Raw genomic sequence first — 23,700 nt, forward strand, 5'->3', positions numbered from 1 at the left:
CAGAACCGGACTGTGTGCCAGCCCTTTTAAAAAGCCACCTTCTCCGCCTCAAGGTAAGCGAGGCTGATGTACTTGCCAATGTTGCGCTCAAAGCCTTCCATGGTCTTGGCCCTTGCGCTCACACGCGGGTCTTTGAGCACAGCGGCTTTGGCGTCTGCTTCGGATTGGCTGTCCTCCACCGCTTTGAGGCAGGGCTCCCAGATGCCCGCCATGAATTCGCCATAGGTCTTGAGCAGATCTGTGCTTGCCGGGCCGTGACCGGGAACCCAGAGCTGCTGGCCCGTTGCGGACTGCAGGGCTTTGTAATATTTGAAGGTGCCGGGGTATGAGCCTTCGTCCATGTTGGCAATCCGGTTGGTCATGGCGATATCGCCCACTGCCGTCACCTTGTCTTGCACGACCTCGACACACAAATCCGAGGGCGTGTGCGCCGTGCCATAGTGGTGCATGCGGAATGTCACATCACCGATCTGAATCACTTGACCATGCCTCACAGGCGTGTTGGGCAAGACCACTTGGGTGCCCAAGGTGGATTGGTTGGTCCAGCGCTCCATCAGGCTGCGCCACAAGTTGCCTTCTGCGCCTTTGAGTTTTTCAATGGTGCTGGGCAGCGCGTAAATGGGCAGCTTATCGCCGTAGGTTTTAACGAAGGCGTGGTTACCCAGCCAATGGTCACCGTGGTAGTGGCTGTTGAACACGGCCACAACGGGTTTGTCGGTCACTTTGCGGATCATGCGGATGGCCATCTGGCCGATTTGCAGCGAAGCACCTGAATCGATCACCACCACCCCGGCCGAGGTCACCACAAAGATGACGTTGGCCATCATGCCCCGGTTTTCAGGCGTGGGAAATCCATCGGGAGAGTAGATCATCCAGACGTGTGGCGACAGCTTTTGCGGCGGTATGTCGGCCACGGGTGGGCCTTCGATGAAGTCCTGCGCTTGCTGCGCGAGCAAACTGGCCTCGGGCCACAGGGCTGCGCCACCGATGGCAGCGCTGGCCCACAACAGTTGTCTTCTTTTCATGGTGATTCCCCTGCTTTGACTCATGCAGCGCCCTCAGGCGCTGCACATGCTCATCAAACAGCGTAGCCCTTGTTGGGCAATGCGCCCATGATCTTCGGCGTGTTGAGTTGTCGTGGCTTGATGCGACCGCCTTGGGCTTTGAGCCAGGTTTCCACCACATCCCACACCTGCTTGTTGCCCTGATTGCGGGCTTCTTCGGCAACGGGGGCCCAGCCAGCCACCTTGTACTTTTTACCCGCGTCGATGAGCTGGCCTTTCAGGCGCATATCGCCAATGCGTTGGCCAGCCTTCGCCACCGGATTGCAGCTGTAAGTCAGGCCCCCCACGCGCACCATGTCGCCGCCTTGCTGGTAATAAGGATCAGGGTTGAAAAGGTTGTCGGCCACATCTTCGAGCACAGTCTTGATGGTCTCGCCCGTCATCTCGGTCACGGTGGCGTACGAATAAGTGGTGGCGGTCATGTCAAGCAGCCACTCGCGCGTGATGGCTTGACCCGGCAAGAGCGTGGTGCCCCAGCGAAAGCCTGGCGAGAAAGCAATGTCTGCGCCCTGCACGTCCAGCAGCGCGTCGATCAGCAACTGGTCGCCCGTGCCGTTGAAGTTGCCGCGCCGGTACAGCAGGCCATCGGTAACGGCCAGCTTTTCGGCCAGTTTGCTTTCATAAGGCGCGCGGATCTTGGTGATGAGCGCGTCCATCTCTTTGTCGGCGGGCAGCATGTTCGAGAACACCGGCAGCAATTTGTAGCGGAAGTCGCTGACCTTTTTGTCTTTGACGTCAAAGTCGAGCACGCCCAAAAACTTGCCGTTCGAGCCCGCATTGGTGACGATGGTCTTGCCGCCTTTGTTCGAGACAATGGAGGCGACCGGCATGCCATCGTGCGTGTGGCCGCCCATGATGGCGTCGATGCCACTCACGCGGCTGGCCATCTTCAGGTCCACGTCCATGCCGTTGTGGCTGATGACGACCACGACCTGTGCACCTTTACCGCGGACCTCGTCGACCATCTTTTGCATGTTCTCGTCCTGGATGCCGAAGGCCCAGTCGGCCACCATGTAACGCGGATTGGCGATCGGGGTGTAAGGAAAAGCCTGGCCGATGATGGCGCAGGGCACGCCATTGATCTCGCGAATCACGTAGGGCTTGAAGACTGGGTCGCCAAAGTCATTGGTCTTGACGTTTTGCGCCACAAAATCCACCTTGCCAGCGAAATCTTTCTCGATGATTTCCTTGACGCGTTCCATGCCCAAAGTGAATTCCCAGTGACCGGTCATGACGTCCACACCCAGCAGTTTGCAGGCGTCGACCATGTCCTGGCCGTTGGTCCACAAGCTGGTGCCAGAGCCTTGCCAGGTGTCACCACCGTCGAGCAACAAAGCACCGGGACGGCTGGCCTTCATGCGTTTGACCAGCGTGGCCAGGTGGGCAAAACCACCGACTTTGCCGTAGCGCTTGGCGGCTTTTTCGTAGTCCAGGTAAGTCAGCGCATGGGCTTCGGCTGTACCCGGGCGGATCTTGGCCACTTGCAGCAAATACTCGCCCACCAAATGCGGCAGGTTGCCCTGCATGGACCCAACCCCTAAGTTGATGCTGGGTTCGCGGAAATAAATCGGCTTGAGCTGCGCATGGCAATCGGTCATGTGCAGGAAAGACACATTGCCGAACTTGGGGATGTCATAAAGACCATTGGCTGCCGTGTTGGCACTGGACTGGGCGTAGGCCCCCATGCTCATGCCAGCCATCGTGCCAGCACCCATGACTTGGATAAATTCGCGTTTGGAGAGATTCATATTTGCAACCACTGATATATAAGGGGCTAAAAAACCCGGACCAGCCGGGTTTTGAAATGCTTACTGATTGACGGGCGATTTCGGATCGAGCAACAAGCCCACGATGTGGCGAACTTGGGTCTCGTTCAAGATGCCCATGTGGCCTGCACGAGGCATGTTGGAGCAAGCGTTGTAGGCCTTGGCGTTCCAGATCTTGCCCCAGGTGTACTCGACGATGGCCTTGCTGGCCGGGTCGTTGGGGTTGGACACGCCGCGAATCTTGCCGTAGTTGTACAAGCTCGGGCCAATGGTGCCGTAAGAAATTTCTTTCTTGTCCATCTGGTGGCAGTTGTAGCAATTGCCGCCGTTGACGGCCGTGGCAGAGTCGGTCCAAGTCAACCCACGACCACTTTGCGCGATGGCTTCGCCTTGCTTCCAGTCGCCGATGAACTTGCCGTCTGAGGGCCACTTGATGGCTTTGAGGTTGGCTTCTTCGATGCGCTTGGCGGTTTTTTCGTCCAAGGGTTTGCCAGACACGTCGGCTTCACTGCAAACGCGGTTGGTTTCGTCGGTGGCGGTGATGCGCTCGACTTTCACATGGCTTTCATCACGGAAAGAGGCTTTGACGATTTTGTCCGTCAAGGCATTGAGCTCGGCCACAGATGGACCAGTGGCGCAGCCTGCAACCACCAAAGCGGAAGCCAAGCTGGCCAGTACGAGTTGGGTCTTTTTGTTCATGAGGTTCTCCTGTTCAGATCAGCGTTTGATGGCCGGGGCAACAGAAGCTGCACCCTTGGCATTCACACCCAAGTAGGTGGACAAGGCGATCGTGGCATCACTGACAAAACCAGGATAAGGGAAACGCTGCTGGCGGTAGCAGTCGTTCAGACGCAGTTGCATGCTCCACATTTGACCGTTGGAGACGCGGTAGGCGGGCCAAGCAGCAAAACCAACACCGTCACCGGGGTTCTTGGTCAGGATAGGCAAGTCTTGCAAACGGATGCGTTTGCCTTCTTCACCGTGGCATGAGGCGCAAGAAAAGTCGTGCGATCCACCCCGCTGGAAGAACAGTCGTTTGCCCACTTCGTAGAAGGTTTTTTCTTGGGGATGCGCTTGTGACAGGTTAAAGCGCTGGCCCTTGGACTCGGCGGCGATCCAAGTGGCCAAGGCGGTCACGTTGGCCATCTCGCCGCGACCAAATGCGGTCTTGGAGATTTCGGCAGCGTTGAAGCCTTGCAAGGTTTCCATGCAGGTCACCAAGCGGGACTCCAGGTCCTGCATGCGCTGGGTGTCAGCAAAGTATTTGGGCAACGCCACAAAAGCACCTTTGACCACGCCCGGGCCTTTGCCCAGATCGCATTTTTCAAGACTGGCATTTTTAGGTCCGCGTGCTTTTTTCCAGAGGTCTTCGCCTTTGGCTTCAAACAGTTCAGCGGGGTTGCCGTCTTGCAGCATGGCACGGTATTCGTCAATGCCTTGGCTGGCGGTTTTTTGGGCCAGCACGGGCATGGTACTCAGGGCCAGTGCCGCTGCCATGGCCAAAGTTGATGCTTTGTTCATTGTCACCTCTGTTGGTATTTTTTAAACGCGAAAAGGGTGAAGTCGTGGCTTCACCCTTTGCTCTGTCATTGCACGATCACGAAACGGTGGCTTCGTCGGTGCGGGTATCGCCCTTGTTGTCTTTCCAGGTCACAGCAATCTTGTCACCGGCTTTGGCGCCTTTGACGTTGAATTGCAAGAAGGGGTTTTTGGACACAGCGGGGCCCCACTCGGCGGAGAACACGTCTTTGCCGTTGAGTTTGGCTGTCACTTCCTGGATGAACCAGGCGGGCACGGTTTTGCCGGAAGCGTCTTTACGCTGGCCGGTTTCCATCTCGTGACTCATGAGCACACGAACAGTTGCTTTGTCACCAGAGGCCTGGGCACGGATGCGCATTGGATCTGCCATTTTTCTCTCCTAAATCTTTCAGTGAATCAATGTGTAGGGTTGTATGCCGGGGCTTAGCCGCCGCAACCGCCCAGAGTGACCTTGACTTCTTTCTTGGCCCACAAGGCTTTGCCGTCGTTCATGATGGCCACAGCGTAGACATCAGAGGACTGGCCCATCTTGGCGCGGGTTGAGAAATTGGCATCGACCGCATCGGTCACATAAAACATGGCCACCAAAGCGGACGGGTTCTTTTCCACCATGATCAGCAACTGTTTGACGCCAGACAGCGCGGTGCTGGCACCCAAAGGCACCACAGCGCCGTTTTCAGCGATGTCCGGACCGATGATGGTGACGTCTTTGCTTTCTGTCAGGCTGGTGGCTCCAGCGGCCTTGGCAGCGTCTTGCACAGACTTGGCATCGAATGCGGCTTTGTTGAAGGCAGCGTGGGCGAACTGTGGGAAACCCGCAGTGGCCAAGAGGCCAGCCACAACAGCGCTTTGCTTGAGTGTCTCGCGACGGTTTTGCATCTGATATCTCCTTGATGATTGAGTGATGCTATTGAAACAGGTTCAGAAGTGCAACGGGTATAGCCCGAATTACTTGCTGGCCCCCTTGGAAATCCATTCGGCAATTTGCTTGGCTTCGGCGTCAGGCAGGGCTTGCGCAGGCATGGGAATTTGACCATAAACGCCCACACCACCCGCCTTGATTTTGCCAACCAAATACTCGGTTTTACCCGCTTGCTTCTTGGCAATTTCGTTAAAGCCAGGGCCGACAATTTTCTTGTCCACGCCGTGGCAAGCGGTGCAACTGTACTTATTCAACAGCGCAATCGCTGCTTTGGCTTCGTTGTTTTCTGGCTTGGCAGCGGCTACAGGAGACGCTGCGGCCACCGGCATACCGGCCTTGGGCTCGGGTTTGGTGGTGTCTGCGCCGCGCTGTGGGCCAACGATGCGGTTTTGCTCTTGCAGGTTACCGTGGGCATTGCGCGCAAAGTCCGGCAGGAATGATGCCACTTTAGGTTCAGGCGTGCAGTCCTTCATGCAAATCTTATTGGACGTGTCAGGTTTTTTAACACCACCAAATTCATTGCCAGGCCACATCGCATGGGCTGTGCTCATGCCATTGCGGTTGGGCATGCGTGCCTGCACTTCTGCGATATTCTTGTCCGACAACACGTAGTTGTCGGGCACGATGTTGGCCAGGTTCAACAAAAATGCTGTCACCGAGTACACCTCTTCCGTGGTCAGCGTCTTGGGATTGGTCCACGGCATGGCACGGTTGATGTAATCCCACAAGGTGGACACCGTGGCCACCTTCATGATGGTGGTACGTCCCGGATAGTCAGAGCGGTTCAAATTGGCGACACGCCCAGTCTTGATGTCTTCAGCCGTGGTGCCGCCAATCAGAGGGCTGAACACTTCACCGGACTCTCCAAACACACCGTGGCAGTGGGCACACTTGCCTTCCCAAACATCCTGGCCTTTAGCGACCGAGCCCGAACCTGCAGGCAGACCCTTGAAGTCGGGGCGCACATCGATGTCCCACTTGGCCACTTCTTTGGGAGTAGCAGCACGGCCAACGCCTGGATACTGGGTGCTCTGAGCAGCAGTCAAACCGGCTGCCGCCATCAACGCTACCGTCAAAACGGCATTACGAAACCTGGACATTTTTCACCTCACCGTTTTCCTGGACCAACCACGACTGGATGGCGTTGTTGTGATAGATAGAGCGCGTACCGCGCACGGCACGCACTTGCTGGTATGTGGGCTGGACATGACCGGTGTCATCTTGCGCGCGGCTTTGGATGATGGCAGGCTTGCCGTCCCAGACCCAATCCAAGTTGAAACGGGTCAAGGCTTTGGACAGAACCGGGGTCTCCAAGCGGGCCTGACGCCAGTTACGTCCGCCATCGGTGGACACGTCCACGCGCTTGACCTTGCCTTTACCCGACCAGGCCAGGCCTGTGATGTTGTAGAAACCTTTGTCCAGCAAGACTTGACCACCCGAAGGCGTAGTCACCACGCTCTTGATTTCCTGCAAGTTGGTGTACTGGCGGTGCATGCCACCGGGTTGCAAATCAATGTAGTGAATCGCTTCGTCCTTTGCGGCGTAAGGCTTGTCACCCACTTCGATGCGACGCAGGTACTTGACCCAGCTCACGCCTTGCACGCCAGGCACCACCAAACGCAAGGGGTAGCCGTTTTCTGGGCGCAGCATTTCACCGTTTTGGCCGTAAGCCACGATGACTTCGCCCGAGGTGATCAAGCTCATGGGAATGGTGCGAGTCATGGACGAACCGTCGCCACCTTCGGCCAGCACAAATTTGCCGTTTTTCAGGTCAGCACCGGCCAGCTCGAGCAAGGTGATCAAGGGCACGCCCGTGAACTCGCTGCACGACAACATGCCGTGTGTGTACTGCACCGTGGGCACAGCCACATTGCCCCACTCGGTGGCACTGTTGGCACCACACTCAATGAAGTGGAAACGCGACACCGAGGGCAAACGCATGATCTCGTCCATGGTGAACACCATGTTCTTTTTGACCATGCCGTTGATCATGAAACGGTGCTTGGACGGATCGATGTCCCACCAGCCTTGGTGGTGACGCTCGAAGTGCAAACCGCTGGGCGTGACGATGCCGAACAAGGACTGCAGTGGCGCAAACGACACCGAGGCTTGGGTGGTTTGTGTCAGACCAGGGCTCTGACGGCGCTGCAAGTTCGCTTCGAACTTGGAAGGCTTGCCATAGCCTTCAACGGCCACGCCTTGACCCAAGCCCACGGCGTGCTCAGGCAGATTCAGGATGTTGGGATCGCCACCTTCGACGGGCACCGGGTTGCCCTGAGCCATGGCCATGGGGGCAGCGGCGCCTGCGGCAGCGGCTGCAAAGGCATTGCGGATGAAATCACGTCGGCCTTTTTTGCCTTCGGCAAAGACCTCCTTGATGCCCGTTTGGGTCAGGAAATTTTCAGGTGCTTTTTGCACCCTTCCTGAGTTGATGTTGTCTGCGTTCACACAAACTCCTTGTTGATTTGATCATCCATGTCCGCACCGATGGCCACTTGCGTGCACACCGAACGGCAAACCTTCGCTGCAGTGTCATCTGCAATCCGATAAAACACCTGAGCGCCTTGACGGCGCTTGCCCAGCACACCCGACCGAAACAGGATGTTCAGGTGCTGTGACATGTTGGGCTGGGCCACGCCGATGTTCTCGAGCAATTGCCCCACGTTTTTTTCACCCTGGCAAAGCGCGCTGATGATGCGAAGCCGAATGGGTGTCGACATCACAGCAAACAAATCTGCCGCTTTGTCAAATACCTCATCCTGATCCACTGTCATCCTGTCCTTACATTTAGGTTCATATATTCGGAAGTTCGAATATATACGATAGGCGATGAATCTGAATCAGGGATTACACGGGGCTCGTTTCATGATCAGGACAAACCCTGATGAGGGTTTCCAGTCTTACTGGATTGATGAAAACTCTCTCGAATACGCCATGGACGATGAACACCCTTCCATCCATGCACATGCCCAGTGGTAAGGCTGGGTGGTATTCAGCCACCCCAAAAAAGGCGAACCCTAAGGCCTCATTTGAACTTGTAGTGATCGCGGTTGAGCACCGCCGCGACCGAAGTCACGTCCTCTGGAAACATGCCCAGATTGAGCTCCGTGTTGCATTGCTCCACCATGCCGCGCAGCAAGGAAGCGTTGTTGATACGGCCCTGCGGTTTGTAAATGGCACTGCCATTGCCACCAACTTTGGAGACATGGCAGGCCACGCACTTGCTTTCGGCGATCAATTTTTCGCCCAACTTGTAGTCAGCCTCTTTGAAGATGGCTGGCTGCGCATGGGCCAAAGTTGCACAAAAGAAACTCATAAAGACCATCGCGGTCTTGTTTGGGGTGTTCATTCAAGTCTCCCATCAAAAAAGCCGCTCAAGGGTAGACCCTTGAGCGGCAAAAAAAGCCACGAGTACCAATCGAGCTTTCTAAATCATCTGTTTTCAACCAAGCCTGTCAGCGGCTTGGTTTACTTGGCACCGGCCAAAATCCAAGTGGCCAAAGTCAGAGCGTCTGCATCGCTCAAAGCGGCTTGGGCGGGCATGGGCACTGGGCCCCATTTGCCTGAACCACCGGCTTTGATGCTCTTGGCCAAAGTGGCAGCAGCGTCTTTTTGACCGCCGTATTTCTTGGCAACGTCCTGGTAGGAAGGACCCACCAGTTTCTTGTCCACGGCGTGGCAGGCCATGCAAGCGTTTTTCTTGGCCATGTCCATGTTGGCGAAGGCAGGGGCTGACATCAAGGCAGAGACGGCAACAGCAGCAAAAATCAGTTTCATGAGAGCTCCGTGTGGGGGGTTTAAATATAACCAGTCGCTAATTTAACCGAAATCAAGACGGATTTGTGGAAACCCGCTCAACTTTAGCTTCAGGGATTTTACTGAGGACCAGCTGCATAAAGCCCCAAAAGCCATCCCCAAAAAGCGGCTATAGAACTCAGTCAAACGCAGGCTGGTCGGGCTTGACCACCGTTTTTCTTGCAGCTGCCCAAGCGTCAAAACCACCCGCAATCGATGCCACATTCAGGTAGCCCATGCTCTGCATAGTTTGCGCCGCCAAGGCTGCGCGGCCGCTGGTCTTGCAGTACAACACCACCTTCAGGTCACGGCCCGACAAGGTGGGCGTGCCGCTGAGCTTGAATTCCAGAAGGCCCCGGGGCACCAGCAACGCCCCGGACAGGTGGCCTGCGGCAAATTCATCGGCTTCGCGCACATCGATCAAGACGTCGGCTTGGCGAATGGCTTCATCGGCGTCTTGCAAAGCGATCTCGCGGACATGGGCCTTGGCTTCAAGGACCAGATCGTGGGCTGTTTTCATGGTGTCTCCTTCAGTATCAAACAATGGGTTTCAGGGAGCAAACTGGGCCTTAATGACTGCAGGCTGTTCTCCGTCCTCGCCTGGCACCCATGCCCCTTGCGGCCACTTCAGTCTGTCAACACCCGCCCATCAGCATCGAGCACCCGCACCTGAATGGGAATGCCCTGCCCCACGCTTTGGGTGACGGTGCAAAAACCTTCAAACTGACCGAGCACGCGCTCAAGTTGCTCCAGCTTGGCCGCAGGAACGCCCAGGTGCAAAGTGGCCAGCATGTTCAACACACGCATGCGGCCATCGGCATTGCGCCCCACTTCTGCCTGCACTTCGCAGCGCAAAGGCTCGGGCGCCTGCTTGAATTTGCGCAAGGCAAAGAGCAGCGAATCGCTCAAGCAATTGCCCACCGCTGCACACAGCAACTGCACCGGCGATGGCCCCAGCCCCGTGCCCAAAGGCGCAGGCTCGTCGCTGGTCAGCACCGGCATTTTGTCGTCAAAGCGAATGTCAAAGCGGTAATCGTGCTGCTGTGTCAATGTGACCGAAATCTGTTTTTCACTCACGGGGCTTAACTTTCTGATCTTGTCTGCAAACGGCTGAATGATCCCGCGTGCTGGTCACTCAGGGGGCAATCTGTGCGAGTCAGTTTAAGTGTGAAGGCCAAGGCCGCGCTTGTCCTGGATCAAGACAAAGCTTTGCCAACGCCGGACCTGTCCCGACCGTGGCAGGCCGCAGATCAGGACTTGCCGGACGCACGCAAGTCTTGCGGTTTGACCATGGGCCAGCCACGCCTGGCCCACTCGCTCATGCCGCCATCGACATAGCGGATGTTGGTGAAGCCCTGCTCTTGCAGCGCCTCGGTCACGGCGCGCGAGCGGTTTTGAGTGTTGCAGATCAGCAAGACCGGTTGGTCCGCTTGCTTGGGAATCTCGGCCACGCGCTGCGCCACCTGGCTCATGGGCAGCAAGACCACACCTTGTGCCACGCCCGTGGCGTGCTCTTTCGGCTCGCGGATGTCGATCATGAGCACCTTGCCCGACTCGTGCTCGACGCGGGCTTGCTCAAGCGACACCGAGGGCATCCTCGCCTCTGAGTTGCACGCTTGCAGGCCCAAAACCAGCAGCACCCCAACCAACCACCGCCAAGTCTGAATGGACATCTCAACCCCTTAAATATCAGCGGTCCATTATATAAATGCACAATCAAAGATGCACCCGAGCAAACTGCGATGCACCCCACTGACTGAGGGGCAAGGCCAGACGGATAGGATCAAAGCATCCCATCCATCCCGCCATCACCGAAGACAAGCTGTGAAAAACACCCAAGCTATCGAGCCACTGGTGAACGAATTCAGCACCCACATGGTGCGCGAACTGCGCTCGGACCATGCGGGCGAAACTGGTGCAGTCTACATTTACAAAGGCATCACCACCGTGGCCCGCTGGCGACAAGACGCCGAGTTGCTGGCCTTTGCCCGCCAGCATGGCGACACCGAAACCGAACATTTGCGCCTGATAGAGGACTGGCTGCCCGCTGAGCGCCGCAGCCGTTTGCTGGTACCTTGGCGCATGGCTGGGTGGTTGACCGGGGCGCTCCCCGCGCTGTTTGGCCGTCGTGCCGTCTACGGCACCATCGCTGCCGTCGAGACCTTTGTGGACGTGCATTACCAACAGCAAATTGACCACCTGCAACAGCACGGTGGCCCCGCAGACCTGCTGCCTTTACTCTTGCACTGTCAGGCCGATGAACAGCACCATCGAGACGAAGCCGCCTACCTGGCAGGCCAGCATTTGCCTTGGCTGTTACGCTTGTGGTGCAAGGTGGTCGGCTCAGGTTCTGCCGCAGCCGTGGTGCTCGCACGGCGACTTTGACTGCTCAGACAGACTCTGCGTATTGAAAGCGATTTCCACATGAGCACTTTTCAAAACCCCCAACAAACATGGAACCAAAGGTTTGCCGCCGAACACTATGTGTTTGGCGAAGCGCCCAACGCGTATTTGCGATCCCAAGCAGCCCATCTGAAACCTGGCAACGCGCTGGCAGTGGCCGATGGTGAGGGCCGCAACGGCGTGTGGCTGGCGCAACAGAACCTGCGGGTCGATGCCTTTGATTTTTCGGACAACGCCATCCTCAAAGCCCAAGCTTTGGCCCAAAGCCGACAAGTCAAGGTGAATTTTGTGTGCAGCGATTGGCAGTCTTTTGATTGGCGGCCTACGCATTACGACAACATGGTGGGCATTTTTTTCCAGTTCGCCACGCCCGATGAGCGCAGCATCCTGTTTGCGCGCATGCTCCATAGCCTGAAGCCCGGCGGCACCCTGATCATCCAGGGCTACACGCCGCGCCAACTGGACTTCAACACGGGCGGCCCTGGGAAACTGGCGCACCTCTACGACGAAACCCTGATGTTGGACGCCTTCGGCGAACTGGACATCCTGGACCTGCGCACCTATGAGGCTGAGATCACCGAGGGCACAGGCCACCAGGGCATGTCGGGCCTGCTGGGTTTAACAGCACGCAAGCCTGCTTGACGGGTCAGCCAGCGCTCACGATCAAGGCTCAGAGTGCGTTCACAGGGATCCTCAGGTAACGCTGGCCATTGTCTTCGGACTGTGGCAAGTGGCCAGCAGGCCGGGGTGTGGCTGAAGGCGAACGTGGCAGGATCAAAAAACGATTTGAAATACATGCGGGCTTTACTCATAGTGGCTTCCTTGACAGTAGAACAAGGAAGGTACTGACGCCCCTTGCCGCAAGGGGGCAAGGGGGCAAGCCTTTAAATTACAGTGACTTGGTCGAGAAATACCAGTCCTTCATGGCATAACCCTCGCCTTTGCGCTTGGCAATGGCTTCGGGCGTTTTGGGTGGCGGCACGATCACGTCGCAGCCGGGTGTCCAGCCTTCTGGCGTGGCGATTTTGTGGGCATCACTGGTCTGCATGGCTTGCAACAAACGCACAAACTCTTCAATCGAGCGGCCATTGCTCATGGGGTAGTACACCATAGCGCGCAGCTTGCCTTCGGGGTCAATGAAGAAGGTGGCACGCACGGCCTGGGTGTCGGCCGCGCCGGGGTGAATCATGCCGTAGGCTTGGGCCACTTCCATCTTGATGTCGTCGATGATGGGGAAAGGAATCTCCACACCGAAGTTGTTCTGGATGCTTTGCATCCAAGCCAAGTGCGAGTAGATGCTGTCGATCGACAAGCCAAGCAATTCGCAGTTCATGCTTTTGAACAACTCGGCACGCTTTGCAAAACCGATGAATTCGGTGGTGCACACAGGTGTGAAGTCGGCGGGGTGCGAGAACAAGATGAGCCATTTGCCTTTGTAATCGGCCAGGCTTCGGGGGCCGTGGGTGGTGTTGGCGCTGAAGGCGGGGGCGGCTTCGTTGATGAGGGGCATGGACATGGTGCGTTTCATTTGAGGTTAACTATCGCTTTTCAAAATCGAGAGATTTATTCAATCGACAAGGTCAACTGTACATACCCATGAAGGTATTGGGTATGAGTTATCTCAATGAAAGACATAGTGACAATTGCGACCTTCAAATCGCCCAAATTGATCCATCGCAAGCCCTCAGCGCCTTGGCCATGCATGACCCCAAAACATCACCCTCAATGCTTAGCAGGCCCTGCGGCTTTGGCCGCAGCGTCAAAACCGCCTTTGGCCTGCCACTCCTCCATGCCGCCTTGCAAAATTTTGACGTTGTCCCAACCCGCTACTCGCAATGCAAATCCAGCTTGAGCAGACAAGGAGCCCGTGTTGCAGTAAATGAGTACCGGTTTGTTTTTCGGAATCGTGCTTCGCTTGGCCAGCACTTGCCGCCAGTCCATGTTGATGGCGCCAGGAATGTGGCCCTTGGCAAATTGCGCCGGGTCACGCGCATCGATCACCATGAACTTGGGCCACTCTTCTTTGGGAATTTGCTCGGCGAAGATGACTCCGCCGCCGTAGTCCACAAATTCCAAATACCCCTCCATTTCGTCAATCACCGCAGCTTTGTTGTCGGCGTATACGGCTGGGGCCAGCATCAAGCTGGCAACGGTGGCTATGGCAAGGGTAGTGATACGAATGTTCATAATTTGTCCAAGTTGAATTTATATCAGCAACGGCGAATATTATGAGCGCAGGTTGTGGCCATTGCATCTGAACACCAGGCCGACAAACCCTGAGCGCACCGTTGCACCGTGGGGGAACTGCCCGGTACTTTTATCGTCAAGGCCATGATTCACGCTTTGGGATGTTTGCTCATCTATTCCTGATATTTCAGTCATTTCTGTAAATTCGGTAGTTTTGGTTAGAATTAAGACATGTCTATCTCAGATCAAATCCCGTCCCTGAACCGCGAGTTCATCGCCCATTTCGGTGAAATGGGCAGCAAGTGGGGCATCAACCGCACGGTCGGCCAAATTTACGCGCTGCTCTATGTGTCGCCGCAGGCTTTGAATGCCGATGAGATTGCCGAAGCGCTGGCGTTCTCGCGCTCCAATGTGAGCATGGGCCTCAAAGAGTTGCAGGCTTGGCGACTGGTGCGTTTGCGCCACCAATCGGGCGACCGGCGCGAGTACTTTGAGGCGCCAGCCGACGTGTGGGAAATCTTTCGGGTGCTGGCCGAAGAGCGCCGCCGCCGTGAAATCGAGCCCACGCTGTCCATGCTGAGAACTGCCTTGCTCGATACGCCCAGCACCGACGCAGAGCGACATGCCCAGCAGCGCATGCGCGAAATGCACGACCTGATTGACCGCCTCATGACTTGGTTTGACGACGTGCAAAAACTTGCACCCGAGACCGCCATGCAACTCATGGGCATGGGCGCCACTGTGACCAAGGTGCTCGAATTCAAAGACCGCTTGACCGGTCGCGGCAACAAAGCACCGGTCACTGGCCAGACACGCGACAGCGCTTGATCCCCAAAGAAAGCCACCATGGACATCGACGCACTCATCCTCTCGCGCATCCAGTTTGCCGCGAACATCAGCTTCCACATCCTGTTCCCCACCATCACCATCGCGCTGTGCTGGTTCTTGCTGTTCTTCCGATTGCGGTTTGCCCGGACCCGAGATATGGCTTGGGAAGAGGCTTACTATTTTTGGACCAAGGTGTTCGCGCTCACCTTTGCGTTGGGCGTGGTTTCAGGCATTGTGATGAGCTTCCAATTCGGCACCAATTGGCCGGGCTTCATGGAGCGCACGGGCAATATTTCTGGGCCGCTGCTCGGCTATGAGGTGCTGACAGCGTTTTTCCTGGAGGCCAGCTTCTTGGGCATCATGCTGTTTGGTCGCGGCAGGGTGAGCGAGCGGGTGCACCTGGTGGCCACTTTCTTGGTTGCGTTTGGCACCACCATGTCGGCCTTCTGGATCCTGAGCCTGAACTCCTGGATGCACACCCCGGCAGGTTTTGAAATCGTCAACGGCCAATTCATCCCCACCGATTGGTTGGCGGTGGTTTTTAACCCTTCGTTCCCCTACCGGTTTGCCCACAAATTGCTCGCCTCGGCGTTGACAGCGTCGTTCTTGATTGCCGGCTTGTGCGCTTGGCAACTGATCAAAGGCAGCGCCACGCGCGGCACCCACAAAGCCATGCGTGCGGCCGTTTTCACTGCCGCTTGCGTGATGCCACTGCAGTTCCTCGTGGGGGACATGCACGGCCTCAACACACTGGAGCACCAACCAGCCAAGGTCGCCGCCATGGAAGGCATCTGGGAAACCGAGCGCGGCGCACCGCTGACGCTGTTTGGCATTCCCGACCAAGAAGCACGCACCACCCACTTCGCGGTGAAGATCCCAAAAGTCGCGAGCCTGATCTTGACCCACGAGCTGGACGGCGAGGTCAAAGGCATCAACGAATTTGAGGGTGTGCACCCACCCGTGGCACCGGTGTTTTATGCCTTTCGGATGATGGTGGGTCTAGGTTCGCTGATGCTGTTGGTGGCAGGCTTTACCGCTTGGCGCTTGTGGCGTCAGCGCCGCCAGCCTGAAGTGACACTGCCTAAGCCCCTGCTGTGGGTGCTCTCGGGCATGGCGTTCTCCGGCTGGGTCGCCACGCTGGCGGGCTGGTACGTGACCGAGATCGGTCGCCAGCCCTTCCTGGTGTACGGTTTGATGCGCACCAGCGAAGCTGCCACCACATTGCCGCCGCCCTACATTGCGCTCACCTTAACGGCCTACTTGGTGGTGTACGGCCTGCTGTTGGTCACTTATGTGGGCGTGTTGAAGTACATGGCCGAGAACCCCAAAGAACACAGACAGGATGCACCTACGGGTGCCTTGCTGGGCAAAGCCGGGGTGTGATGCACCGCTCCCAGCTGATGTGTTTTTGCAAATGAATTTGAAAGGCGACCATGACTTGGGCTGAATTTCTGCCGCTGTTTTTCTTGGCTGTGATGGGGCTGTCCCTGTTGGCCTATGTGATTTTGGATGGCTACGATCTGGGCGTTGGCTTGCTGCTTTTACAAGCGGCCGACGCCGAGAAGGACACCATGATCGCCAGCATTGGCCCCTTTTGGGACGCCAACGAGACCTGGCTGGTGCTTGGCGTTGGTGTGTTGTTGATCGCCTTTCCGATGGCCCATGGCGTGGTGCTGCAAGCGCTGTACCTGCCCGTGGCGGTGATGCTGATCGGGTTGATTTTGCGCGGTGTGGCGTTTGACTTCCGGGTGAAAGCACCGCTGAAGTACAAGCCATTCTGGAACCGCGCGTTTTTCGCTGGATCGCTCATGGCCAGTGCGTCGCAAGGTTGGATGCTGGGCAGCTACATCACCGGTTTTGCCGACGGACCGCTGGGCTGGGCATTTAGCCTAGGCATCGCCATCACATTACCCGCCGCTTATGTGTTGCTGGGCTCGGGTTGGTTGATCATGAAAACCGAAGGCGATCTGCAGCAAAAAGCCGTGCGCTGGGCTCAGCGCGTGCTGTGGCCCATGGCAGCTGCCCTGCTGGCCATATCCGCGGCCACACCGCTGGTGAAAGAGGGCGTGCTGGAGAAATGGTTTGGTGTGCCGCAGGTCTTTGCCCTGCTGCCGGTCCCCCTCATGTGCGCCTTGGCGTTCTTTGCCATGCGCTGGGTGCTCACGCGCGCGAACTTGGTCAACGCGGGCTATGGCTGGCTGGTGTTTGCCAATACCGTGTTGATTTTTGTGCTGGCCTTCTTCGGCTTGGCCTACAGCATCTTTCCCGACATTGTGATTGGCCGCATGACGGTGTGGGAAGCAGCAATCAGCACCGCGTCGCTGAATGTGATTTTTGTCGGTGTAGCCATCACGCTGCCGGTGATCATCGCTTACACGGTGTTCATGTACCGCGTGTTTTGGGGCAAGGCGACTGCGCTGAAGTACGGCTGAACATGAGACGGATTATCCAAGTGGCTTATGTCAATAAACACTGACTCAGACTCAAACTTCGACTCAAGGCAATCAAGGTCTAAAAATGAGTCACTGCGGGTTTTGAGGAGGCTCCACACTTCAGAAAAGCAGTCCTCCTCTTTAGACGGCATAGGGGGGCGCAGCTAAATTCGTGGACTGGTTTATGACGGAAGTCCCAGGCTTTTTCGACATTGGAATATTCCGAGTGACCCCAATGACACTTTGATTCGCTTCTCGTCATAACAGCGAATGCAGGCAACAAGGCTGTGAATCAGATGCTCGTTGGATGGTCTGATCCAGATGCCGATTGCAACGCCTTCTGGATGGGTCCCGTTGTCCACAATCGGCTGGCGCATACGCCGCGCAATGCCAGCTCAGCGCTGCAACAGCACCTCGCTCGTGATTTCATAACGCCGGCCCTGTTTGTCGCAAGGCTTCAGGGCGCCGTCGCGCACCAGACTGCTGATTTCGCGGCTGACGGTTTCGAGTTTGATGTCGAGCATGGCGCCCATGTCGTCGCGTGCAAAAAACGAGGTGATACCGGGTTCGTCGGGATCACGCATTTTCAGGGCCAAGGCCGCTACGCGTTGACGGGCCGAGCCGAAGTTCAGGTCGGCCAGCCAGTCGTCGGCATCTTTCAGGGCTTGTTGCCACTTTTGCATGAGGCGCTTGTGCAGGCGTGGCGAATTGGCTGAGAGGTGGTGCAACACCGACAGCGGAATGCGGCAGACCTGGGCTTCGACCAGGGCGATGGCTTCGCAGTCGTAGCGGGCGGTGGCCAAAGCTTCGAGGCCGATCACGTCACCCGGGCGCAGCACGCGCACGATGCGTTCGCGGCCATCGGCAGTGGCGCGTACCAGTTTGACCATGCCTTTGCGCAAGGTGAACACACCTACGGCCGTTTGGCCTTCGGTGTACAGGCGCGCATCAGCCGAGAACACCATGTCATCGATGGGGGTGTGGATTTCGCCAAAATCCTGCTCGTTCAGATCGGCAAACAGCACCATGTCTCGGATACCGCAGTTGCGGCAGTCCGAGGTGCCTTTCCAGGCCGAATCAATCTTGATGGGGATCATGTTTTGAATTTAGCACGTCCAACGTGCCACCAACTGTCGCAGGGTCAGGTTTAGAGGGCTTTACGGCCCTGTGCCATGCGCTCTTCTAGGTAAGGGCCGTAAAAGTCTGGCAGATAGGCCCCTTCCATGCGCTCGGCCACTTCTTTGCCACCGGGCCCAAAAAAGAGCAGCGTGGGGGTGATGGTGACTTTCCACCGCCGAGTCAGTTCATCGTGCGTAGTCAGCTTGCCCGCAAAGTCGAGTACCGGCTGGTTGTTGCGCATGTCCACCTGCACGATCGCGGTGCCTGAGAGCGCCATGGGCGAGAGGTGGCTTTGCCTGGCTTGGCGGCAAAAGACGCAGCCATCGAGGCTGACCATGACGATCAGGGGCTGCTTGTTTTTCAGGGCGCGAGCCAGTTCGTCGGGCAGCGACTGGGCGGCAGGCAAGGTGGCCGCACGGCCAGATTGCGCCCAAACGGGTGTGGCCGCAAGAGATACCCCCACCCGTAAAAGCCAGTCGCGACGGCGCAAAGCAGACAAAGAAAATAGAGATAGGTTGGAATCCATGAATTGCAGACAGTGGACAATAGCGGGTTTTGTGTGACGGCATGACGCTTTGCCATTGCCGCACTTTGAATATAAGAACCCAATGAATTATTGGAGAAATCCATGAATCTCGCAAGCTTGCTCGAAACCTGGGGAGACTCGAATGTACTGGCCATGGCGGGTGCATTGGTGGGCTTCATCTTTGGCCTGGCGGCCCAGCGCACCCGGTTTTGTGCCCGTGCGGCCGTGGTGGAATGCTGCGAAGGTAAAACGGGCGACCGTTTCAGCGTGTGGTGGCTGGCTTTTGGCGCGGCACTGGTGGGCGTGCAGGCGCTGGTGTTCTTGGGCTGGCTCAAGCCTTCTGACGCCCGCTACATTGGCCCTCCCGGCAGCATCTCAGGCGCGGTGCTGGGTGGATTGTTGTTTGGGGCGGGCATGATTTTGACGCGTGGCTGCGCCAGCCGCCTGCTGATTTTGTCGGGCAATGGCAATTTGCGCGCCTTGCTGGCCGGCTTGGTGTTTGCCGTCACGGTGCAGGCCAGCATTGCAGGTTGGCTGGCCCCTGCCCGCCAGGCCATGGCTGGCTGGTGGCCCATCGATGGCGGAGCCGGACGTGATTTGCTGCAGATCACGGGCATGGGCCCCACGGGTGGCTTGGTGTTGGCGTTGCTGGCTTTGGGCACGGGATTTTTCTTTTTCTTCAAGACGCACCAGCGTCGCTGGAGCTTGGCGCTGGGTGCCATCGTTGTGGGCTTGAGCATTGCGATGGGCTGGGGCCTGACGCAGGCGATCGCCTCGCAGTCGTTTGAAGCGGTGCAAATTCAGGGTCTCAGCTTCAGCAGCGCATCGGCCGAGATGCTGATGCGGGTGCTGTCCAGCGCCACATCGCCCAGCCTGGGCTTTGATGCGGGTTTGCTGCCTGCCACCTTTGTGGGCTCTTTATTGGGCGCACTGATGGGCGGTGATTTCAAGTTCGAGGGCTTCAAGACCGAAAACAAACTGGGCCACTACCTCACAGGTGCGGTGCTCATGGGCTTTGGCGCAGTGTTGGCAGGCGGCTGCACCGTGGGTGCGGGCATGACCGGGGGTTCGATTTTTTCGCTCACCGCTTGGTTGACCCTGATCGCGATTTGGCTGGGTGCGGGCCTGTCCTGGCGCATTCACCGCAGCATGGGCTGGCAGATCTGAATGGATTTTGAGCGCTGGCCATACAGCGCTGAACGGGCATAAAAAAACGCCGCCAGTCCCAAGGACTGCGGCGTTTTTTTGTGGCGTGGCAACAGCCACGCGCAGGGTGCATCAAGCCAAGGTATCGGCCCAGATGTTTTGCGCCCAAGACCAAGCGTACACACCTTCGAGTTCATTGGCCGCGCTGGACACGCCGCCCGAGCCGGGGACAGTGAGCATGGTTTTCTTCTCGGCGTCGTACTTGTGCACGCTGGCGACGTGGACCACATCTTTGCTGCTGACATAGCTGTAGCAGGTGTTGTTGTAGATCGGCATAGGGTTGACCTCTTTGCCCATCAACAAGGCCACCACAGCCGCCGCACAGGTTTTGCCGTGCTGGTTGGCCATGTGGCCTGACTTGGGCATGCCCGGTGCGATCTGGATCGCGTCACCCAAAACGTGCACGTTTTTGGCGGCCTTGGATTCGAAAGTGAGGAAGTCGACTTCGCACCAGCGCTTGTTGGCGGTGGCCAAGCCGGCATTGACGGCGATGTCACCCGCACGCATGGAAGGGATCACGTTCAGCACGCTGGCCTTGATGTCGTCGTTGAACTCGAACTTCAAGGTGTTGGTGGCCGCATCGACATCGGTCACGTTGTGTTTGCCACGGTACTCGATGATGCCTTTGTAGCGCTCGGCCCATGCTTTTTTGAACAAGGGGCCTTTGGAGGTCACGTCGTCATTGGCGTCCAGAATCAGCACCTTGCTCTTGGGCTTGGCCTTGCTGAAGTACTCGGCCGCTTGGCAAGCGCGCTCGTAGGGGCCGGGGGGGCACCGATAAGGCGCCAGCGGAATGGACATGGCGAAGACGCCACCATCGGGCATCGCTTCGAGTTGCTTGCGCAGGGTGACGGTCTGTTCGCCCGCCTTCCAAGCGTGCATGACTTTGTCTTTGGCGCCAGCCTTGTTCATGCCGGGCAAAGTTTCCCACATGAAATCCACGCCAGGCGAGACGATCAGGCGGTCATAGCTCAGCTCGGCACCACTGGCCAGCTTGACGATGCGCTTGTCGGCGTCGATGGTATTGACGCGGTCCTTGATGACCTTGACACCATGGCGTTTGGTCAGGTTGTCATAAGGCGTGGTGATTTCGGTGATGGTTTTGCTGCCACCAATGACCAAGTTGGACATGGGGCAGGAGATGAAAGCATCACTGGGTTCGACCAGGGTGACCTGGATCTTGTGCTCTGACCACATGCGCAGGTATTTGGCGGCTGTCGCGCCGGAGTAGCCCCCGCCAATGACCACCACTTTGGGGCCACTGCCGCCACCCACGGTGGCACAACCCGAAACCAGTCCCATGGCGCCCAAAGCGGAGCCAGTCTGCAAAAAATGACGACGTTGCATGGCAGTTCTTCCTTATTTCTTCTGGGCGGCAAAGTAGCCAGCGATGGCGGCGATTTGCTCGTCGGAATAGCCCTTGGAGAGCTGGTGCATGATGGTGGCCGCAGGCACGCGACCGGCTTTGTAGTCCAGCATTTTCTGAATGGTGACTTCTTTAGGGACACCTGCCAAAGAAATCATGCCGGGCTGGGCATGGCCGTTGGTACCGTGGCAGGCTGCGCAAGATGCAGCCCAGCTGCGCACATGCAGCGGATCGACCTGGGCTTGGGCCAGGCCAGACAAGGCCACCAGGGCGGCCGCTGTCAAAGCGTGTTGAATCTTCATGGGTCTTCCTCGAAAAAAACAGTCGGGGCGAATGAACGTCTCAACGCCCATCAGGGGCGCAAGTACACAAATTTCTCGTTGGCCTGCAGCTTGGCCACTTCGGCCACACCGGAGGGCACGACTTTGGCTTCCATCAGCAGTTTGTCGGCAGAGATTTTGCGCGACACCAGGGTGTTGTTGCACACACGGAACTCCACGCCTTTGTTGACCAGGTCACTGACGCCGCCAGCAAAAGGCTGGTCCATCTGATTGGTGGCACCATCGATCAAAAAGTCGATGCCCAGACCGTGGGTGACGACCACAATTTTCGCGGTCGGGTCAGCGGCCAGGTGGTTGCGGATGTTGCCTATGGCCCGAGATGCCTGGGGGATGCCCTCGCTCAGGTGGTAAACCACCTTGATCTCTGCCCAGCTCAGGGTGCAAGCCAGCAGGCCAGACATCAATAAGAGGTGTTTTTTCATTCGTTTCTCCTTAAGTATGGATATTAGCCGGGTCAATGGTGAAAGCATGCCCGTGAAAACCCGGCCCGAAACTGACGTCGATCTTTCAATCGCTTTCGCTGGCGATCTGCACACACACGGCGCGGCACAGCGTGACCACGCGGTCGTTGATGATGCGGTAATAAATTTGTACACCTTCGCGGCGTTTACCCAGAACGCCGGCTTGGTAGAGCGTGTTCAGGTGCTGCGACATGTTGGGCTGGGTGGTGTCGATCTCGGCCAGCAGCTCACCCACGTTCTTTTCGCCATTGCAGAGGGCGCTGATGATGCGCAAACGCATAGGGGCCGACATGACCCGAAAGACCTCGGCAGCTTTTTCAAAAACCTCTTCCGATTCGGTCAGGACGTTGTCTTCCGGTGGTACTGATTTGGCCATGGTGTCTTTTCTTCGAATATCTGAAATGCCGCACGATTGTCCGGCAAAAAGCCTCGAGAACAGGACAATGCGAACGTGACTGCCAGTGGCGCGTGCGCCTTGCAGGTCACCAACTTGAACATTGTGGCCAATTTTGGCGAAGTTTCAAACCGGTGGATTCAAGGACGAAGTGCAACACGGTTCAACGAGGCGTGAAACACCTCGTATGGCGTCTTGAATCCGAGCCGCTTTCTGGGCCGGTGATTCAATCTGTTTTCGATCATAGTCAACTCCTCATCGGTGACAGTTTCCATGCGCCGCTTTTTGGGAATGTATTGGCGCAGCAAACCATTGAAGTTCTCGTTGCTGCCGCGCTGCCAGCTGCAATACGGATCGGCAAAGTAAGTCTGGATGCCAAGGGCCTGATCGATGGCCTGGTGATCGGCAAACTCCTTGCCGTTGTCCACCGTCAAGGTCTTCACCCGTGAGTTCACGGGCTTGAGCTTGGCTTCAATGGCCCGGCCCACCAAATCGGCAGACTTGTTGGGCACTTTGGCCAGCACAGCAAAGCCACTCTTGCGTTCTACCAGTGTCACGATGGCTTGTTTGTGAGCCGCGCCAATGACGGTATCTCCCTCCCAGTGGCCCACTTGCTTGCGATCTTCAATGTGACTTGGTCTCTCGCTGATCGGGCGGCGGTTCGGGATCTGGCCACGCCTGTCACGCCCGCACAGGTGGCGTTTGCGCCGGGGCTTTTGGCTGCGCAGGTGCGTGTGTAAATCACCACCGGCAGCCTTGTTCGCATAGACATGCAAATAGACGCTCTCATGGCTGACCGCCACCTTGCCTGCAATCTGCTCGGGGCTCCATTGAATGCCCAGGTAGAAATCCACATCGGACCAGACCTTGGAATCTACACGGCGGGCATTACGGCTGCGCTGTGCTCGCTCAGACGCCTTGGCGCAGGCTTGTTCGGCGCGGTAGCCACGCTGGCCACGACCACGGCTGAGTTCGCGGCTGATGGTGCTGCGGTTCCTGCCCAGGGATCGGGCAATCTCGCTAATGGTCTGTTTGGCTTTCAAAAGGCTGTGAATTTGGTATCGTTCTTCTCGGCTGAGGTGCTTGTACATCTGGCAACTTGGACTTGGCGGTTTGAGTGGCCATGATGCCTTGACATCCTCAGCCACCCATCACCGGGTTCATCTTTGTTGCACCTCGTACTTGAATCCGCCACCATTGATTTGTTCTTTGCTTATGCGCAAATACAGATAAGCGGCCAGCCATGACCCAGGTGGATAGCGCATTTGCGTGGGCGGCTCGGCTGGTGGCTTTGCATGCAACGGGGCAAACTTAGGGGTGCATCGGCTTATGGACAGGGCAGATGTGAGGG

General features: G+C 57.2%; 29 protein-coding genes. 6 read left to right on the forward strand and 23 right to left on the reverse strand.

What is annotated here, in order from left to right; translation table 11 throughout:
• Window positions 1-26: 26 nt before the first annotated feature.
• The 14 genes from ACZ5SR_RS14015 to ACZ5SR_RS14080 all read right to left on the reverse strand — a co-directional run bounded on the left by ACZ5SR_RS14015 (window position 27) and on the right by ACZ5SR_RS14080 (window position 10,759).
• Entirely contained in the window at window positions 27-1,025 is a 999-nt protein-coding gene (locus ACZ5SR_RS14015; RefSeq protein WP_464449247.1) for an MBL fold metallo-hydrolase, read from the reverse strand.
• A gap of 53 nt (window positions 1,026-1,078) precedes the next feature.
• Window positions 1,079-2,812 carry a thiosulfohydrolase SoxB gene (gene soxB / locus ACZ5SR_RS14020; protein ID WP_464449248.1) on the reverse strand — a complete coding sequence of 578 codons (1,734 nt, stop codon included), beginning with the start codon at window positions 2,810-2,812 and terminating at the stop codon, window positions 1,079-1,081.
• A 60-nt stretch (window positions 2,813-2,872) separates the two neighbouring features.
• On the reverse strand, window positions 2,873-3,529 hold the full coding sequence (gene soxX / locus ACZ5SR_RS14025; RefSeq protein ID WP_464449249.1) for a sulfur oxidation c-type cytochrome SoxX: 657 nt from the start codon (window positions 3,527-3,529) through the stop codon (window positions 2,873-2,875).
• Between the two features lie 18 nt (window positions 3,530-3,547).
• Window positions 3,548-4,351, reverse strand: coding sequence for a sulfur oxidation c-type cytochrome SoxA (gene soxA / locus ACZ5SR_RS14030; protein WP_464449250.1), 804 nt, complete (start codon window positions 4,349-4,351; stop codon window positions 3,548-3,550).
• Window positions 4,352-4,427: 76 nt separating this feature from the next.
• Window positions 4,428-4,739: a thiosulfate oxidation carrier complex protein SoxZ gene (gene soxZ / locus ACZ5SR_RS14035; RefSeq protein WP_464449251.1), complete on the reverse strand. Its 312-nt coding sequence runs from the start codon at window positions 4,737-4,739 to the stop codon at window positions 4,428-4,430.
• A 53-nt stretch (window positions 4,740-4,792) separates the two neighbouring features.
• A complete protein-coding gene (soxY, locus tag ACZ5SR_RS14040) occupies window positions 4,793-5,248 on the reverse strand; it encodes a thiosulfate oxidation carrier protein SoxY (protein WP_108353162.1) in 456 nt (151 codons plus the stop codon).
• Window positions 5,249-5,317: 69 nt separating this feature from the next.
• Complete coding sequence (locus ACZ5SR_RS14045; protein ID WP_464449252.1) at window positions 5,318-6,391, reverse strand: c-type cytochrome; 1,074 nt, start codon at window positions 6,389-6,391, stop codon at window positions 5,318-5,320.
• On the reverse strand, window positions 6,375-7,739 hold the full coding sequence (gene soxC / locus ACZ5SR_RS14050) for a sulfite dehydrogenase (RefSeq protein ID WP_464449253.1): 1,365 nt from the start codon (window positions 7,737-7,739) through the stop codon (window positions 6,375-6,377). Before soxC ends, ACZ5SR_RS14045 begins: the two co-directional genes overlap by 17 nt.
• On the reverse strand, window positions 7,736-8,065 hold the full coding sequence (locus ACZ5SR_RS14055; RefSeq protein ID WP_464449254.1) for an ArsR/SmtB family transcription factor: 330 nt from the start codon (window positions 8,063-8,065) through the stop codon (window positions 7,736-7,738). Before ACZ5SR_RS14055 ends, soxC begins: the two co-directional genes overlap by 4 nt.
• Before the next feature lie 251 nt (window positions 8,066-8,316).
• Window positions 8,317-8,640 (reverse strand): hypothetical protein, encoded by a 324-nt coding sequence (locus ACZ5SR_RS14060; RefSeq protein WP_464449255.1) that lies wholly within the window; start codon window positions 8,638-8,640, stop codon window positions 8,317-8,319.
• A gap of 119 nt (window positions 8,641-8,759) precedes the next feature.
• Entirely contained in the window at window positions 8,760-9,068 is a 309-nt protein-coding gene (locus ACZ5SR_RS14065; protein WP_464449256.1) for a c-type cytochrome, read from the reverse strand.
• Window positions 9,069-9,225: 157 nt separating this feature from the next.
• Window positions 9,226-9,606 carry a rhodanese-like domain-containing protein gene (locus tag ACZ5SR_RS14070; protein ID WP_464449257.1) on the reverse strand — a complete coding sequence of 127 codons (381 nt, stop codon included), beginning with the start codon at window positions 9,604-9,606 and terminating at the stop codon, window positions 9,226-9,228.
• A gap of 107 nt (window positions 9,607-9,713) precedes the next feature.
• Window positions 9,714-10,163 carry an OsmC family protein gene (locus ACZ5SR_RS14075; protein WP_464449258.1) on the reverse strand — a complete coding sequence of 150 codons (450 nt, stop codon included), beginning with the start codon at window positions 10,161-10,163 and terminating at the stop codon, window positions 9,714-9,716.
• Between the two features lie 173 nt (window positions 10,164-10,336).
• Window positions 10,337-10,759, reverse strand: a complete 423-nt coding sequence (locus tag ACZ5SR_RS14080) for a rhodanese-like domain-containing protein (RefSeq protein ID WP_464449259.1) — start codon at window positions 10,757-10,759, stop codon at window positions 10,337-10,339.
• A gap of 151 nt (window positions 10,760-10,910) precedes the next feature.
• Here ACZ5SR_RS14080 and ACZ5SR_RS14085 point away from each other — a divergent pair, with 151 nt between their 5' ends.
• Together ACZ5SR_RS14085 and ACZ5SR_RS14090 are read left to right on the forward strand one after the other, a co-directional pair.
• Window positions 10,911-11,471 (forward strand): demethoxyubiquinone hydroxylase family protein, encoded by a 561-nt coding sequence (locus tag ACZ5SR_RS14085; RefSeq protein ID WP_464449260.1) that lies wholly within the window; start codon window positions 10,911-10,913, stop codon window positions 11,469-11,471.
• 39 nt (window positions 11,472-11,510) lie between these two features.
• Complete coding sequence (locus tag ACZ5SR_RS14090; protein ID WP_464449261.1) at window positions 11,511-12,131, forward strand: class I SAM-dependent methyltransferase; 621 nt, start codon at window positions 11,511-11,513, stop codon at window positions 12,129-12,131.
• A 247-nt stretch (window positions 12,132-12,378) separates the two neighbouring features.
• On the opposite strand, the gene ACZ5SR_RS14095 is transcribed toward ACZ5SR_RS14090, so the two are convergent.
• On the reverse strand, window positions 12,379-13,005 hold the full coding sequence (locus ACZ5SR_RS14095; RefSeq protein WP_090140118.1) for a peroxiredoxin: 627 nt from the start codon (window positions 13,003-13,005) through the stop codon (window positions 12,379-12,381).
• A gap of 206 nt (window positions 13,006-13,211) precedes the next feature.
• Window positions 13,212-13,676: a rhodanese-like domain-containing protein gene (locus tag ACZ5SR_RS14100; protein WP_464449262.1), complete on the reverse strand. Its 465-nt coding sequence runs from the start codon at window positions 13,674-13,676 to the stop codon at window positions 13,212-13,214.
• Between the two features lie 231 nt (window positions 13,677-13,907).
• Here ACZ5SR_RS14100 and ACZ5SR_RS14105 point away from each other — a divergent pair, with 231 nt between their 5' ends.
• From ACZ5SR_RS14105 to ACZ5SR_RS14115, 3 genes are read left to right on the forward strand one after another with little or no spacing between them, the layout of a single operon-like run.
• Window positions 13,908-14,504: a GbsR/MarR family transcriptional regulator gene (locus ACZ5SR_RS14105; RefSeq protein WP_464449263.1), complete on the forward strand. Its 597-nt coding sequence runs from the start codon at window positions 13,908-13,910 to the stop codon at window positions 14,502-14,504.
• A gap of 24 nt (window positions 14,505-14,528) precedes the next feature.
• The gene (locus tag ACZ5SR_RS14110; RefSeq protein ID WP_464451060.1) at window positions 14,529-15,887 is read left to right on the forward strand and encodes a cytochrome ubiquinol oxidase subunit I; all 1,359 of its coding nucleotides are present in this window, start codon (window positions 14,529-14,531) and stop codon (window positions 15,885-15,887) included.
• A gap of 50 nt (window positions 15,888-15,937) precedes the next feature.
• A complete protein-coding gene (locus tag ACZ5SR_RS14115) occupies window positions 15,938-16,936 on the forward strand; it encodes a cytochrome d ubiquinol oxidase subunit II (protein WP_464449264.1) in 999 nt (332 codons plus the stop codon).
• A 395-nt stretch (window positions 16,937-17,331) separates the two neighbouring features.
• Here the strand turns inward: ACZ5SR_RS14115 and ACZ5SR_RS14120 are convergent, their stop codons facing one another.
• Window positions 17,332-18,033, reverse strand: a complete 702-nt coding sequence (locus ACZ5SR_RS14120; RefSeq protein ID WP_464449265.1) for a Crp/Fnr family transcriptional regulator — start codon at window positions 18,031-18,033, stop codon at window positions 17,332-17,334.
• A 50-nt stretch (window positions 18,034-18,083) separates the two neighbouring features.
• Window positions 18,084-18,581 (reverse strand): thioredoxin fold domain-containing protein, encoded by a 498-nt coding sequence (locus ACZ5SR_RS14125; RefSeq protein ID WP_464449266.1) that lies wholly within the window; start codon window positions 18,579-18,581, stop codon window positions 18,084-18,086.
• Between the two features lie 102 nt (window positions 18,582-18,683).
• Here ACZ5SR_RS14125 and ACZ5SR_RS14130 point away from each other — a divergent pair, with 102 nt between their 5' ends.
• Window positions 18,684-19,748 (forward strand): YeeE/YedE family protein, encoded by a 1,065-nt coding sequence (locus ACZ5SR_RS14130; protein ID WP_464449267.1) that lies wholly within the window; start codon window positions 18,684-18,686, stop codon window positions 19,746-19,748.
• A 111-nt stretch (window positions 19,749-19,859) separates the two neighbouring features.
• Here the strand turns inward: ACZ5SR_RS14130 and ACZ5SR_RS14135 are convergent, their stop codons facing one another.
• The 5 genes from ACZ5SR_RS14135 to ACZ5SR_RS14155 all read right to left on the reverse strand — a co-directional run bounded on the left by ACZ5SR_RS14135 (window position 19,860) and on the right by ACZ5SR_RS14155 (window position 23,440).
• On the reverse strand, window positions 19,860-21,134 hold the full coding sequence (locus ACZ5SR_RS14135; RefSeq protein ID WP_464449268.1) for an FCSD flavin-binding domain-containing protein: 1,275 nt from the start codon (window positions 21,132-21,134) through the stop codon (window positions 19,860-19,862).
• Between the two features lie 12 nt (window positions 21,135-21,146).
• Window positions 21,147-21,455, reverse strand: a complete 309-nt coding sequence (locus tag ACZ5SR_RS14140; protein WP_464449269.1) for a c-type cytochrome — start codon at window positions 21,453-21,455, stop codon at window positions 21,147-21,149.
• A 50-nt stretch (window positions 21,456-21,505) separates the two neighbouring features.
• A complete protein-coding gene (locus ACZ5SR_RS14145; protein ID WP_464449270.1) occupies window positions 21,506-21,916 on the reverse strand; it encodes a DsrE family protein in 411 nt (136 codons plus the stop codon).
• An 85-nt stretch (window positions 21,917-22,001) separates the two neighbouring features.
• Window positions 22,002-22,331 (reverse strand): ArsR/SmtB family transcription factor, encoded by a 330-nt coding sequence (locus ACZ5SR_RS14150; RefSeq protein WP_464449271.1) that lies wholly within the window; start codon window positions 22,329-22,331, stop codon window positions 22,002-22,004.
• 158 nt (window positions 22,332-22,489) lie between these two features.
• Window positions 22,490-23,440 carry an IS30 family transposase gene (locus ACZ5SR_RS14155; RefSeq protein ID WP_464448415.1) on the reverse strand — a complete coding sequence of 317 codons (951 nt, stop codon included), beginning with the start codon at window positions 23,438-23,440 and terminating at the stop codon, window positions 22,490-22,492.
• Window positions 23,441-23,700: the final 260 nt, after the last annotated feature.

The sequence above is a fragment of the Limnohabitans sp. TEGF002 genome (genome assembly GCF_055395845.1).